The organism is Streptomyces sp. NPDC042364, from assembly GCF_056437585.1.
Genome location: NZ_JBWKAJ010000006.1, coordinates 362,565 through 375,994, shown reverse-complemented (window position 1 = coordinate 375,994; position 13,430 = coordinate 362,565). Strand labels below are relative to the sequence as shown.

The window sequence follows — 13,430 nt, the reverse complement described above, 5'->3', positions numbered from 1 at the left end:
ACACGATGAGCAGTACTACCAACACGTCGACGCAGCACACGTCCACGATCGGCGCGATCGGCGCGCCGAGCCGCCGCAACACCGAACTGGCGCTGCTGGCTTTCGCGGTCGCGATCCCGGTGTTCGCCTACGCCAACGCCGGGCTGGCCATCAGCGACCAGGTCCCCGCCGGGCTCCTCGCATACGGCCTCGGACTCGGTCTGGTCGCCGGTATCTGCCACCTCGCCGTGCGCAAGTTCGCACCGTACGCAGACCCGCTGATGCTGCCGCTGGCCACCTTGCTGAACGGGCTCGGGCTGGTGGTCATCTGGCGGCTCGACCAGTCGGAACGACTCCAGCTGCGCGACGAGTTCTTCGAAGCCTCCCCCAGGCAGCTGCTCTACTCGGCGTTGGGCATGGCGCTGTTCATCGCCGTGCTCGTCTTCCTGAAGGACCACCGCGTCCTGCAGCGCTATACGTACATCTCCATGGCGGCTGCCCTCGTCCTGCTGCTGCTGCCGCTCGTGCCCGGCCTCGGTCTGAACGTCTTCGGCGCACGCATCTGGATCTCCATCTTCGGATTCACCATCCAGCCAGGTGAGTTCGCCAAGATCGTGCTGGCCATCTTCTTCGCCGGTTATCTCATGGTGAAGAGAGACGCGCTGGCCCTGGCCAGTCGCCGCTTCATGGGCCTCTATCTGCCGCGCGGCCGCGACCTCGGGCCCATCCTGGTCGTCTGGGTCCTGTCCATCCTGATCCTGGTCTTCGAGACCGACCTCGGTACGTCGCTCCTTTTCTTCGGCATGTTCGTGATCATGCTGTACGTCGCCACCGAGCGGACCAGCTGGATCGTCTTCGGTCTGCTGATGTCCGCCGCCGGCGCCGTCGGCGTGGCCTCGTTCGAGATCCATGTCCAGCAGCGTGTCCAGGCCTGGCTCGACCCGATGCGTGAGTACGAGCTGAGCCAGCAGGGCATCGCCGGTCACTCCCAGCAGTCCATGGAGGCCCTGTGGGCCTTCGGCTCCGGCGGAACCCTCGGCACCGGTCTCGGTCAGGGGAACTCGGACCTCATCGGCTTCGCAGCCAACTCCGACTTCATCCTCGCCACCTTCGGCGAGGAACTGGGCCTGGCCGGTGTCATGGCGATCCTGCTGGTCTACGGCCTGATCGTGGAACGCGGCATTCGTACCTCACTGGCCGCTCGGGACCCGTTCGGCAAACTGCTGGCCGTCGGCCTGTCCGGAGCCTTCGGACTCCAGGTCTTCGTCGTCGCCGGTGGTGTGATGGGCCTGATCCCGCTGACCGGTATGACGCTGCCCTTCGTGGCATACGGCGGTTCCTCCGTGATCGCCAACTGGGCGCTGATCGGCATTCTGATCCGCATCAGTGACACCGCGCGGCGCCCCGCGCCGGCCCCCGCCCCGAACCCCGACGCCGAGATGACCCAGGTGGTCCGACCGTGAACAAGCCGCTGCGCCGGATCGCGATCTTCTGCGGGCTCCTCATCCTTGCCCTGCTCATCCGCGACAACTGGATCCAGTACGTACAGGCCGACGCCCTGAAGAGCGACAACAAGAACCGCCGCGTCGCCATCGAGCGCTACGGCACCCCACGCGGCGACATCATCGTCGACGGCAAGGCCATCACCGGGTCCGTCGAGACCAAGGGCACCGACTACAAGTTCAAGCGCACCTGGAAGAACGGCGAGATGTGGGCCCCCGTCACCGGGTACTCCTCGCAGATCGTCGGCGCCACGCAGTTGGAGAACCTCGAGGACGGGATCCTCACCGGCAACGACGACCGGCTGTTCTTCCGGAACACGCTGGACATGATCACTGGCAAGACGAAGGAGGGCGGCAGCGTCGTCACCACCCTCAACTCCGCCGCGCAGAAGGCCGCCTTCAAGGGCCTCGGCAACAAGAAGGGTGCCGTCGCGGCGATCGACCCGAAGACCGGCGCGATCCTCGCCCTGGCCTCCACGCCGTCGTACGACCCGTCCACCTTCGCCGGCATCAGCCAGAAGGACAGTGAGACCTTCTCGAAGCTGGAGAAGGACAAGGACAAGCCGATGCTGAACCGCGCGCTGCGCGAGACCTACCCGCCGGGCTCCACGTTCAAGGTGGTCACGGCCGCCGCCGCGCTGGAGAGCGGCAAGGTCGACGGCATCGACGAGGCCACGGACACCCCCGATCCCTACCGACTGCCCGGCACGAGCACCAACCTCACCAACCAGCACGGCAAGTGCGAGAACGCGACCCTGCGCGAGGCCCTGAAGGTGTCCTGCAACACCGTCTTCGCCAAGCTCAGCGACAGCGTCACCAACGAGAAGATGATCGAGCAGTCGGAGAAGTTCGGCTTCAACGACGCCGAGCTGGACACCCCCGTCCGCGCAGCGGAGAGCGTCTATCCCGAGGACAACCGTCCGCAGAACGCGCTCGACGGCATCGGCCAGGGCTCCAACCGCTCCACGCCTCTGCAGATGGCGATGGTCGCCGCGGCGATCGCCAACGACGGTGAGCTGATGAAGCCGTACATGGTCGACCAGTTGCGCGCCCCCAGCCTCGACGTCATCGAGTCGCACGACCCCGAGCCGCTCTCCCAGGCCGTCTCGCCGGGAACAGCCCAGAAGCTCCAGGAAATGATGGAGACCGTCGTCAACGATCCGGGCGGCACCGGCGGTGCGGCGAAGATCAACGCGGACGGTGTCACCGTCGGCGGCAAGACCGGTACCGCCCAGCACGGCATCGACAACAAGGAACTGCCGTACGCCTGGTTCATCTCCTACGCCAAGCTCGGCGACGGCAGCTCGCCGGTGGCCGTGGCCGTGGTCGTCGAGGACGGCAGTGCCGACCGGGGTGAGATCTCCGGTGGTGGTCTCGCCGCCCCGATCGCGAAGAGCGTCATGCAGGCAGTGATCAACAGCAAGAAGTGACCCCGCTCACGTCACCTCCACATCGGTGCACGTTGCGATACCGGTCCTGTATCGGGTGACGCGGTTGGCCAGGTCATGAAAGGCGAGACGGGTACCGTATGCCCGGAGCACAGCCGCCGGACCACACAAAGGTGCGGTCGGGACCGACGGAGAGGGCTGGTAGGAAGCTATGGAAGAGCCGCGTCGCCTCGGCGGCCGGTACGAGCTGGGCCAGGTGCTCGGCCGTGGTGGCATGGCGGAGGTCTACCTCGCGATGGACACCCGCCTCGGCCGCACCGTGGCGGTGAAGACGCTGCGAGCGGACCTCGCGCGCGACCCCACCTTCCAGGCCCGGTTCCGCCGGGAGGCCCAGTCGGCCGCCTCGCTCAACCACCCCGCGATCGTCGCGGTCTACGACACGGGCGAGGACTACATCGACGGGGTCTCGATCCCGTACATCGTCATGGAGTACGTCGAGGGCTCCACCCTCCGTGAGCTTCTCCACAGCGGCCGCAAGCTGCTGCCGGAGCGGGCCATGGAGATGACCATCGGCATCCTCCAGGGTCTGGAGTACGCCCACCGCAACGGCATCGTCCACCGTGACATCAAGCCGGCCAACGTCATGCTGACGCGCAACGGCCAGGTCAAGGTGATGGACTTCGGTATCGCCCGCGCCATGGGCGACTCCGGCATGACGATGACCCAGACCTCCGCGGTCATCGGCACCGCCCAGTACCTCTCCCCTGAGCAGGCGAAGGGCGAGCAGGTGGACGCCCGGTCCGACCTGTACTCCACCGGCTGTCTCCTCTACGAACTGCTGACGGTCCGTCCCCCGTTCGTCGGCGACTCGCCCGTGGCGGTCGCCTACCAGCACGTACGGGAGGAGCCGCAGCCCCCGAGCGTCTTCGACCCGGAGATCACGCCGGAGATGGACGCCATCGTCCTGCGTGCCCTGGTCAAGGACCCGGACTACCGCTACCAGTCCGCCGACGAGATGCGCGCCGACATCGAGGCTTGCCTCGACGGCCAGCCCGTCGCGGCCACGGCGGCCATGGGCTCGGTCGGTTACGGCGGCTACCCGGACGACCAGGCCACCACGGCGATGCGCTCCCAGGACGCCGGCGCCACCACGATGCTGCCCCCGATGAACGGGGACGACGGCTACGGCTACGACGACCGCCAGGGCCGGCGCCGCCAGCAGAAGAAGAACAACACCTCGACGATCCTGCTGGTCGTCGCTGGTGTGCTGGTGCTGGTGGGCGCGATCCTCATCGGACGGTGGATGTTCGCCGGCGGGGACACGGGCGGTGACACCCTCAAGGCCCCGAACTTCGTCGGCCAGACGGAGAAGGAGGCCCGGCAGGCGGCGACCAACGTCGACCTCGAGGTCACCACCACCCAGGCCGCGTGCGAGAACCAGAAGACGGGCAACGTCTGCAAGCAGAATCCCGGCGCCGGCGACCCCGTGAAGAAGGGCGACACCATCGCCCTGGTGATCTCGACGGGCGCGCCGAAGGTCTCCGTCCCCGACGTCACCGGACTCCAGTTCAACGAGGCCAAGGCCCAGCTGGTGGAGAAGGGCTTCCTGGTCGACCGGAAGAACGAGGAGTCCGACCGCAAGGCCGGTGTCGTGATCAGCCAGGACCCCGACAGCGGCAAGCGCGAGAAGGGCTCCACGATCACGCTGACGGTCGCCAAGGAGGCGGAGAAGTCCGTCGTGCCGACGGTCACCGGCCGCAGCTGTGACGACGCCAAGGCCCAGATGCAGGCCAACGGCCTCGTCGGCAGCTGCATCGATGTGGAGACCGACGACGACAACCTCGTCGGCAAGGTCATCTCGACCAACCCCGAGGCCGGCACCGAGCTCAACCCGGGCGACACGGTGACCATCCAGGTCGGCAAGAAGGCCGAGGAGAAGAAGTCCAAGGTCCCGAACGTCGTCGGTCGCACGGTCGGCGAGGCCAAGCAGCTGCTGCAGCAGGCGGGCTTCACGAACATCCAGTTCGCCCAGGGCAGTGACCAGAGCGACACCGCGCTGGTCACCGACCAGGACCCGGACGGCGGCAACGACGCCGAACCGAGCCAGACGACGATCACCCTCGCCTCCGTGAGCTTCGGCGGGAACAACGGCGGCAACAACAACGGCGGCAACAACGGCGGCTTCTTCGGAGGCCTCACCGGCGCCCGCTTCGAGGACTGATCACCACCTCGCCCCGCACGAAGGCGGATGCCCGGCCCTTCCTGAGAAGGGCCGGGCATCCGCCTTTCCACACTCGGCGCGGGTACTACTGGCGCAGTTCCCTCGGCAGGGTGCGTTCCGCGTTGACCCGCTCCACTCGCTCCAGCTCGCCCCACACGATGTACCGGTGGCGGGAGGTGTAGACGGGAGTGCAGGTGGTGAGGGTGATGTACTTGCCGGCCTTCTTCCTGCCGGACTCCCTGGGGATGCTCGACAGGACCTTGACGTTGTACTTCGAGGTCTCGGAGAGGGTCTCGTAGACCTTGTAGACGTACCAGTTGTCGCGGGTCTCGAAGACGATCGGGTCGCCCTTCTCGAGCCTGTCGATGTTGTGGAACTTGGCCCCGTGGCCGTCGCGGTGGGCGGCGAGGGTGAAGTTGCCGTCCTTGTCGGAGGTGGGGAGGGTCGCCTTGAGCGGGCTGGTGTAGTAGCCGGCGACACCGCCGTTGAGGACCTTGGCCGAGGTGCCCTTCTTGACCAGGACCTCGCCGTTCCCCATGGCGGGCACATGCAGGAAGCCGATGCCGTCCTTGGTGTCCAGGGCGCCCGGGCGGTCGTCCGCCGCCGCCCAGTTGTCACGGACCTTGTCGGCCTCCTGGCCGGCCTCCCGGTCGGCCAGGACGTTCGTCCACCACAGCGAGTAGACGACGAACAGGCCCAGCACCACGCCCGCTGTGATGAGGAGTTCCCCGAAGACACTCACCGCCATCGCGATCCGTCGCATGCGACGACGCTTCCGCTCGGGCTTGGAGGTGTCCGTCTGCTCTTCGGTCTCGTCGGTGGTCACTGCCACAGTTCATCCGCCCTTGGTCGAGCCCCTACTGGACGAGCGCGTCGGGCTTCCCCTTGCTGCGCGGCCGTTCCTCCACCATCTTGCCCCACACGATCATGCGGTACTTGCTGGTGAACTCCGGGGTGCACGTGGTGAGCGTGATGTAGCGGCCCGGCCCGGTGAACCCGGAGCCCGGGGGCACGGGAGCCAGCACGCTGACGTTCGACGGCGCCGTCACCGGCAGAATCGAGGCCATGTCATAGACGTAGTACGTGTCCTGCGTCTCCACGACAATCGGGTCGCCCGGCTTGAGCCGATTGATGTACCGGAACGGTTCTCCGTGGGTGTTCCGGTGTCCGGCGATACCGAAGTTCCCCGTCTTGTCCTGAGGCATCGCCGTCTTGATGCTGTTCTCGTCGTAGTGCCCGACCATCCCGCGGTCCAGGACCCTCGACTTGCTGATGCCCTCCGCGATCGGCACGACCACGTCGAGCTTCGGAATGTGGAGGATGGCGAAGCCCTGCCCGGGCTCGAACGCACCTGGCGCGCGCTTGCCGCTCCTCCATTCCTCCTGAAGGCTCGTCGCCTCCCGGCCCGCCTGCTGCTGGGCGCGGATGTTCGACCACCAGAGCTGGTACGTCACGAACAGCAGCATCAGCACGCCGGTGGTGATGAACACCTCGCCGATCGCCCGGCTGGCGACCACGCCCAGGCTGGGCTTGCGTGCCCGTGCAGCCCGCCGAGCCTCGACCCGGGACAGAGCCCCCGATGCCTCTCGGGTCGCACCCAAGGGCTGATCGGGCCCCTGAGCGGCTCCGGAGCTCGTACGGCCCCCCGGGGACCCTCCGTGCCTCCCGTGCCTTCTGGCGGCCTTACGGCGCGCCGCACGGCCCCCCGGCGCGGGCGGCGCGCCTATCGCCTCGGTCTCCGCGGCCAGACGCCGGGCCTCCTCCACCCGGAGGGCCACCGTCTCCTCGTCGATCGGCGGGTGCTCCTGCGCGATGTCGGCCGGGGAAGGCTCGTGCACGGCCGGTTCATAGACCGTGGGCCGTGCCGCCTGGTAGGCGTTCGGTTCGTAGCTCTCGTACGGCTCGCCGTAGGGCGTCCTGGAGCGTGGTTCGAACGACGGCTCCGGGTAGTCCCGTCGGCCGTACCACTCGCCCTGGGCGTACTCCATGTCCTGAGCCTGGGGCTGCGGCGGGACGTACCACTGCCGCGGCGGCTCGGCCGGGGGCCGAGTGCGGAAGTCCTCCGCCTCGAACGACTCGGCGCCCCCGTACGCGGCCTCGCCGCCGTAGGGGGCACTCTCGCGCTCGGGGCGCAGGGCCGTCACGCCGTGGCCCTGCCCACCACCGGGGCGAGCCCCGCCGACCTCGCCACAGCCCCTTCGTCCCCGCACTCCGCCAGCCAGTTGGCCAGCATGCGGTGGCCGTGCTCGGTGAGCACCGACTCGGGGTGGAACTGCACGCCCTCGACAGGCAGTTCACGGTGCCTGAGGCCCATGATGATCCCGTCGTGTGTGCGAGCCGTGACCTCCAGTTCGACCGGCACGGTCGCGGGCTCGGCGGCCAGCGAGTGGTAGCGGGTCGCGGTGAACGGCGTGGGCAGTCCCGCGAAGACGCCCTTGCCCTCGTGCTCCACCAGGGACGTCTTTCCGTGCAGCAGTTCCGGGGCGCGGTCGACGACACCGCCGTACGCCACCTGCATGGACTGCATACCGAGGCAGACACCGAAGACGGGCACGCCGGTCTCGGCGCAGTGGCGGACCATGTCGACGCAGACGCCGGCCTCCTCGGGGGTGCCCGGTCCCGGGGACAGCAGGACACCGTCGAAGCCGTCCTGGGCGTGCGCGGTCGCGACCTCGTCGTTGCGCAGCACCTCGCACTCCGCGCCCAGTTGGTACAGGTACTGGACCAGGTTGAAGACGAAGCTGTCGTAGTTGTCGACAACGAGGATGCGGGCGGGTCGGGCGGCACTCACTGGTCGTTCACCGTCACATCGTTGAAGGGCAGCAGGGGCTCCGCCCAGGGAAAGACGTACTGGAAGAGGACGTAGACGACGGCCAGGGAGAGCACGATGGAGAGCAGCGCCTTCACCCATGCATTGCCGGGCAGATGCCGCCAGATCCAGCCGTACATGCCGTCCCTTCCTTCACACCGCGGCACCGGACTCACGCCGTACCGCCACCAGACTAACGGCGTAGTGCCTCAGGTTTCCCTGACTCCACAGGCTTCGTGGATTCGAGATGGCCCCACACGATGAGCCGATGGCTGTGGCCCCACTCCGGGTCGCAGGTCGTCAGCGTGAGGTAGCGCCCCGCGCGTGTGTAGCCCGACTTCCTCGGCACGGGGTCGATGACCTGGACGTCCGTGGGCAATGTCCGATAGGGCCCTTTGTCGATGACGTAGGTGAACCAGTGGGCGCCGTCGGTCAGGACCACCGCGTCGCCGGGGCGCAGGTCGGGAAAATCCTTGAAGGGGTCGCCGTGGGTTCGGCGGTGGCCGGCGACCGCGAAGTTTCCCTTCTGTCCCAGCTGAGCGGTGTTCGCGTAGTGCCCGAGCCCCTTCTTCAGGGTGTTCGTCCTGGTGCCCTCGAGGACGGGCTTGTTCCACGTGAAACCAAGACGCGGGATGTACATGAGGGCGAAGGGCTTAGCGTCCTCGTACGGCGCGGGCCGCTTCGGGCTCGCCGTGGTCCCCGGCACGGATGTCGGCCGCACCGGTTGCCTCGCCCACTGGTCCCGGAGCAGGTCGACCTGGCGGTCCATCTCGGTGTCGGCCTTCACACCGGTCCAGAAGAGCACGTAGACGACGAAGAGCACGATCAGGGTGCCGACGGTGATGCAGAGTTCGCTGACGGTCCTGACGACCACACGCACCGACACAGATCCCCCGGCTGCCGTTGAGGGCTTCTACTCCACGGGCTTCGCGTACTGCAGATCCACTGTGCCCGAGTAGCCGGGCAGAGTCACCGGCCCGTCCTCGGTGACTTTCCAGCCGAGTCCGTAGACGTTGACGTACACCATGTAGTTCTGGATCGCCTTGCTCGCGGCCAACGCCTGCTGGAGCTTCTCGGGGTCACCGACCGCCTGGATCTTGTAGGGGGGCGAGTAGACGCGGCCCTGGAGGATCAGGGTGTTGCCGACGCACCGCACGGCGCTGGTGGAGATGAGCCGCTGGTCCATGACCTTGATGCCCTTGGCGCCCCCCAGCCACAGGGCGTTCACCACGGCTTGCAGGTCCTGCTGGTGGATGACCAGGTAATCCGGCTGGGGCTCGGGGTAGCCGGGGAGCTTCGCGGTGGCGTCCGGCGGAGCGTCGTCGAGGGTGACGGTGATGGCCTCGCCCTTGAGCTTCTGGGTGCCGGCGTACTTCTCCAGCGCCGTGAGCCGTGCGTCGTCGGCCTCGGACCTGTCGTCGTCCCGCTCGGCGAGGGCCTCGACGTCGTCCCGGAGCACCGCGTTGGACTCGTCGAGCTGCCCGTTCTTGTGGCTGCGCTCCTGGATCAGGTCGGAGAGCTTGAGCAACGAGGCGTCCGTACGGATATTCGTGCCCTTGGCCGTGTCGAAGCTGGTGAAGAAGATCAGCCCGGCGAGGGCGAAGACTCCCACGGTGAGCACGCGCACGGGCCGGAAGCCGCCCCGGGAGGAGGCGTCACCTGTCTCGGTGGCCGATGCGCCGTCGGACGCGGTGGCCCCGGAAACCGTCCCGGAGGAGTCGCCGGAACCGGCCTCGGGGGAGTCGGCTGAATTGCTCAACGTACCCTTATCTCCTTAGGCGGCGCGGAAGCACTACGCTAACGGACGCCCGGGGGAGCATTCAGTGTCCCCTTGTACGCTGCCCCGAGCCCGCCCCGTTCCCTGCGCGGCCACGCAGCGCATCGACAGGAGAGACCCTCGTGCCGAAGTCACGTATCCGCAAGAAGGCCGACTACACGCCGCCGCCGTCGAAGCAGGCCACTGCCATCAAGCTGAACAGCCGTGGCTGGGTGGCTCCCGTCATGCTGGCCATGTTCCTCATCGGCCTCGCCTGGATCGTCATCTTCTATGTGACCGACGGCTCGCTGCCCATCGACTCGCTCGACAACTGGAACATCGTGGTGGGCTTCGGCTTCATCGCCGCCGGATTCGGTGTCTCGACCCAGTGGAAGTAGCACTTCCCACACCGTGCGGCTAGCCCTCCCCAGAGCTATCCACGGAGTTATCCACAGGCGTTTTCCACAGTGGGGAAAAAGAACGACGATCTGTGGATAACTCATCGGGCGTTGACGCCGGTATGACTGGTTCACCGACACTCGCAAGTATGTTCGCCCCCTGCCTGACCTGCGGAAACGCCGGTGAGTGACAGGGGGCACACGTGTTCCCGCACCCTATGCACAAGATCCGCCACGGTCTGTGGACAACGATGCTGCGGGGATACCGCCCCAGGGCCGTTCCTGGGTGGTTCAGGGCTGGTCAGGTGAGCTGGGCCGTCCTGACCAGGGTCATGATCACGACGGCGGCCAGGACCAGGGCGCACGCCCCGAATTGAATGAGCGCCCTCCGCTCTCGAGGAGCGTGCACCATCGCGTAGCCGACCACGACACCGCCTACGAGCCCGCCCACATGGGCCTGCCAGGAGATGTTGAACATCGGGCTGAAGGTGACGATCAGGTTGATCACCAGCAGGATGACCAGCGGGCGCATGTCGTAGTTGAGGTGCCGCATGAGGACGCCGGTCGCGCCGAAGAGACCGAAGATCGCGCCTGAGGCTCCGAGGGACGCCTGGTACGGCGAGGCCAGCAGGTAGGTGAGGGCACTGCCGGCCAGCCCGGAGACGAAGTAGAGCGTCAGATACCGGGCGCGACCCAGGGCCGCCTCCAGAGGGCCTCCGATCCACCAGAGGCTGAGCATGTTGAACAGGATGTGCGCGACGCCGCCGTGCAGGAACATCGACGTCACCATCCGGTACCACTGGCCTTCGGCGACGCCCTGGAGCGAGGTGCCGAGTTCCGGGACCCAGGCCCGCCCGATCAGGTCGAACCGGTTGGTGAAACGGCTGCCCAGCGACATCTGCACCAGGAACAGAAGCAGGTTCGCCCCGAGCAGGATCTTGGTGACGAGCCGTGGGTCGGCACTGACCGTGCCGCCGGCGAGGGTGCGGGGCTGGGAGGCGGAGGGCGGGTGGCCCGTACCCGAGCCGGTGCGGACGCATTCGGGGCACTGGAAGCCGACGGAGGCGCTCACCATGCACTCGGGGCAGATCGGGCGCTCACAGCGGGTGCAGCGGATACCCGTCTCGCGATCCGGGTGCCGGTAGCAGGTGGGCAGGCTCTGCGCCTCCTGCGGGCTGCTCGGCACCTGGTCCATCGGTCCCCTCCGTCTCTGTGCGGAACGCATCGGCCCCGCCCTTCCTTACGGATGAGCGGGGCGAATGGTTCCCTTCGGGACCTTGCGAACCTTTTGGGTCCGGCAGGCGAAGGTGCCCTTCAGGCCGCGGTCCGGGGGCGGACCCGCCGGGCGGCTCAGCCCTGGCGGGTCTCGACGACGACGGACTCGATGACGACGTCGTTGACCGGGCGGTCGGTGCGGGGGTTGGTCTGGGCGGTCGCGATGGAGTCGACGACCTTCTGGCTGGCCGCGTCGACGACCTCACCGAAGATGGTGTGCTTGCGGTTCAGCCAGGCCGTCGGGGCGACGGTGATGAAGAACTGCGAGCCGTTGGTGCCGGGACCCGCGTTGGCCATGGCCAGCAGGTAGGGCTTGTCGAACGCGAGGTCCGGGTGGAACTCGTCCCCGAACTGGTAGCCGGGGCCGCCGGTACCGTTGCCCAGCGGGTCACCGCCCTGGATCATGAATCCGCTGATCACCCGGTGGAAGACCGTGCCGTCGTAGAGCTTGTCCGTGGACTTCTTGCCGGTGGCCGGGTGGGTCCACTCACGCTCGCCCTTGGCGAGCTCGACGAAGTTCTTGACCGTCTGGGGCGCGTGGTTCGGCAGCAGCCGCACCTCGATGTCGCCGTGGTTGGTCTTCAGGGTGGCGTACAGCTGCTCAGCCACGATCTGCCTTCCGTTGTCCTCTGTGACTTCCCCGATCCTCGCACGGACGGCGCCCGGAGTCGCCCGACGGCCACACCCTTGTACGGCATGCGCACGGAAAAACGGTCGGGTACCCGCGGTATCGGCGCGCTTGGCGACGATCCGTGGCATTGTCGGCACTGTCGTGGACAAGTTCCCGTTGCCCCGTATTCATCCGCAATTGCACAGCACCGGATCTCGAGCGGTTCCCTGCTTCCTGATCACACGGAGTCGACTCGCATGACCCGGATGCCCGCCCTCACATGCCTCAGAGCATTCCAGGAGGCATGATCGCCAAAAGGGTGGAAAGTCGAAATACCGTACGCCACCGAGGAGGAGGATCCCGTGACCCGCATCGACAGCGTGCGCGCCGCGACCGGTTCGGCGAAGGACAGCGTGCTGCACGCCGCGGAAGTGGTGGCGCCTTACGCCGACACGGCCAAGGAAAAGGCCTCGCACTACGCCCAGGAGGCGCGCGTGAAGATCGCGCCGAAGGTGTCGCAGGCCGCGGAACAGGCACGCGTCCAGTACGGCGCCCTCGTCGTCCCGCGTCTGGAACAGGCACGCACGCATGTACCGCCGAAGATCGACAGCGCGGCCCACGAGGCCGCCGTCCGCACCCGCAAGGCGGCCCGTCAGGCCGCCGACTACTCCCGCCCGCGATTCGAGCAGGCAGTGGCCGCTGCCGGCCCCATGCGGGAAGAGGCGACGGCCCGGAGCCTGGCCGCGTTGGCCGCGCTGCGCGGGCAGGTGTCACCCGAGCAGATCCAGAAGCTGGTCCGCAAGCAGCAGCGTCGCGCCAGGGCCGGCCGCGCCTTCAAGGGTGTAGCCGTACTCGGTGTCCTCGCGGGCGGTGCATTCGCCGCCTGGAAGTGGTGGGACAAGCAGGCCAACCCCGACTGGCTGGTCGAGCCCCCCGCTGCCACCGAGGTCTCCGAGCCCGGCCGGCTGTCGTCCGTGGACGGCAGCGGCGAGTCCGGCCTCGACCCCGAGGTGGAGGCGAAGCAGGCCGAGGACGAAGCGAACAGCGACGACCGCCGCTGAGCCGGTGGCGCCGTTCCCGGGACGGGCCCTACCGCAGCCCTGACAGGCAGCGGGCGGTGCCGCCGAGATCGACGCAACCGAGATGGCTGCCGAGATCGACAGTGGCCGCACAGCGACGTTGGCAGCCGAGGGCTTTCGCCCGCGGCGGACACAGGTGTGACCTTGTTCGCCTGAGGCGGGAGCCTTTCAACAGCCCTGTGGGCCGGAAGCGTTCACTGCCTTCCGGCCCACAGGGCTGTTTCACGTGAAACGCCCACCTGTACCGGGCACCTGAACACCCCCACCGGAATGTGTCGGTCCGATTGCGAAGAGTGATAGCCGTCGTCGAACCTCCGCCCCTGTGACGCAACCCACGGTTTTCGCATGTGCGCACACCGACACACGCCTTCAACCGTCTCGCGGCTCCAGGGGCAGTCTGTTCGCCCACTGCA

General features: G+C 67.6%; 13 protein-coding genes. 5 read left to right on the top strand and 8 right to left on the bottom strand.

The annotated features are described in order from the left end of the window. The first annotated feature begins 5 nt into the window (after positions 1-5). From AC067N_RS15865 to pknB, 3 genes are all read left to right on the top strand, one after another. Positions 6-1,442 (top strand): FtsW/RodA/SpoVE family cell cycle protein, encoded by a 1,437-nt coding sequence (locus AC067N_RS15865; RefSeq protein ID WP_478679439.1) that lies wholly within the window; start codon positions 6-8, stop codon positions 1,440-1,442. Further along, a complete protein-coding gene (locus AC067N_RS15860) occupies positions 1,439-2,911 on the top strand; it encodes a peptidoglycan D,D-transpeptidase FtsI family protein (RefSeq protein ID WP_478679438.1) in 1,473 nt (490 codons plus the stop codon). Before AC067N_RS15865 ends, AC067N_RS15860 begins: the two co-directional genes overlap by 4 nt. A gap of 169 nt (positions 2,912-3,080) precedes the next feature. Continuing rightward, positions 3,081-5,090: a Stk1 family PASTA domain-containing Ser/Thr kinase gene (gene pknB / locus AC067N_RS15855; RefSeq protein ID WP_478679437.1), complete on the top strand. Its 2,010-nt coding sequence runs from the start codon at positions 3,081-3,083 to the stop codon at positions 5,088-5,090. Between the two features lie 85 nt (positions 5,091-5,175). On the opposite strand, the gene AC067N_RS15850 is transcribed toward pknB, so the two are convergent. From AC067N_RS15850 to AC067N_RS15825, 6 genes are read right to left on the bottom strand one after another with little or no spacing between them, the layout of a single operon-like run. Further along, entirely contained in the window at positions 5,176-5,922 is a 747-nt protein-coding gene (locus tag AC067N_RS15850; RefSeq protein WP_478679436.1) for a class E sortase, read from the bottom strand. A gap of 25 nt (positions 5,923-5,947) precedes the next feature. Continuing rightward, positions 5,948-7,234, bottom strand: coding sequence for a class E sortase (locus AC067N_RS15845; protein ID WP_478679435.1), 1,287 nt, complete (start codon positions 7,232-7,234; stop codon positions 5,948-5,950). Then, positions 7,231-7,881: an aminodeoxychorismate/anthranilate synthase component II gene (locus AC067N_RS15840; RefSeq protein ID WP_478679434.1), complete on the bottom strand. Its 651-nt coding sequence runs from the start codon at positions 7,879-7,881 to the stop codon at positions 7,231-7,233. Before AC067N_RS15840 ends, AC067N_RS15845 begins: the two co-directional genes overlap by 4 nt. After that, complete coding sequence (locus AC067N_RS15835) at positions 7,878-8,039, bottom strand: hypothetical protein (RefSeq protein WP_478679433.1); 162 nt, start codon at positions 8,037-8,039, stop codon at positions 7,878-7,880. Before AC067N_RS15835 ends, AC067N_RS15840 begins: the two co-directional genes overlap by 4 nt. 53 nt (positions 8,040-8,092) lie before the next feature. Further along, entirely contained in the window at positions 8,093-8,779 is a 687-nt protein-coding gene (locus tag AC067N_RS15830) for a class E sortase (RefSeq protein ID WP_478679432.1), read from the bottom strand. Positions 8,780-8,812: 33 nt separating this feature from the next. Beyond that, positions 8,813-9,658: a DUF881 domain-containing protein gene (locus tag AC067N_RS15825; protein WP_478679431.1), complete on the bottom strand. Its 846-nt coding sequence runs from the start codon at positions 9,656-9,658 to the stop codon at positions 8,813-8,815. Between the two features lie 140 nt (positions 9,659-9,798). Between AC067N_RS15825 and crgA the strand changes: the two genes are divergently transcribed. Beyond that, positions 9,799-10,053: a cell division protein CrgA gene (crgA, locus tag AC067N_RS15820; RefSeq protein ID WP_478679430.1), complete on the top strand. Its 255-nt coding sequence runs from the start codon at positions 9,799-9,801 to the stop codon at positions 10,051-10,053. Between the two features lie 301 nt (positions 10,054-10,354). On the opposite strand, the gene AC067N_RS15815 is transcribed toward crgA, so the two are convergent. Both AC067N_RS15815 and AC067N_RS15810 read right to left on the bottom strand, forming a co-directional pair. Continuing rightward, positions 10,355-11,248 carry a rhomboid family intramembrane serine protease gene (locus AC067N_RS15815; RefSeq protein ID WP_478679429.1) on the bottom strand — a complete coding sequence of 298 codons (894 nt, stop codon included), beginning with the start codon at positions 11,246-11,248 and terminating at the stop codon, positions 10,355-10,357. Between the two features lie 155 nt (positions 11,249-11,403). Next, positions 11,404-11,937 carry a peptidylprolyl isomerase gene (locus AC067N_RS15810; RefSeq protein ID WP_478679428.1) on the bottom strand — a complete coding sequence of 178 codons (534 nt, stop codon included), beginning with the start codon at positions 11,935-11,937 and terminating at the stop codon, positions 11,404-11,406. 363 nt (positions 11,938-12,300) lie between these two features. On the opposite strand from AC067N_RS15810, the gene AC067N_RS15805 reads away from it, so the two are divergent. Continuing rightward, a complete protein-coding gene (locus AC067N_RS15805; protein ID WP_478679427.1) occupies positions 12,301-12,999 on the top strand; it encodes a DUF5324 family protein in 699 nt (232 codons plus the stop codon). Positions 13,000-13,430: the final 431 nt, after the last annotated feature.

Coding starts and splice junctions, on each gene's coding strand:
- AC067N_RS15865 (WP_478679439.1), top strand. CDS start 6: ATGAGCAGTACTACCAACACGTCGACGCAGCACACGTCCACGATCGGC.
- pknB (WP_478679437.1), top strand. CDS start 3,081: ATGGAAGAGCCGCGTCGCCTCGGCGGCCGGTACGAGCTGGGCCAGGTG.
- AC067N_RS15835 (WP_478679433.1), bottom strand. CDS start 8,039: ATGTACGGCTGGATCTGGCGGCATCTGCCCGGCAATGCATGGGTGAAG.
- AC067N_RS15815 (WP_478679429.1), bottom strand. CDS start 11,248: ATGGACCAGGTGCCGAGCAGCCCGCAGGAGGCGCAGAGCCTGCCCACC.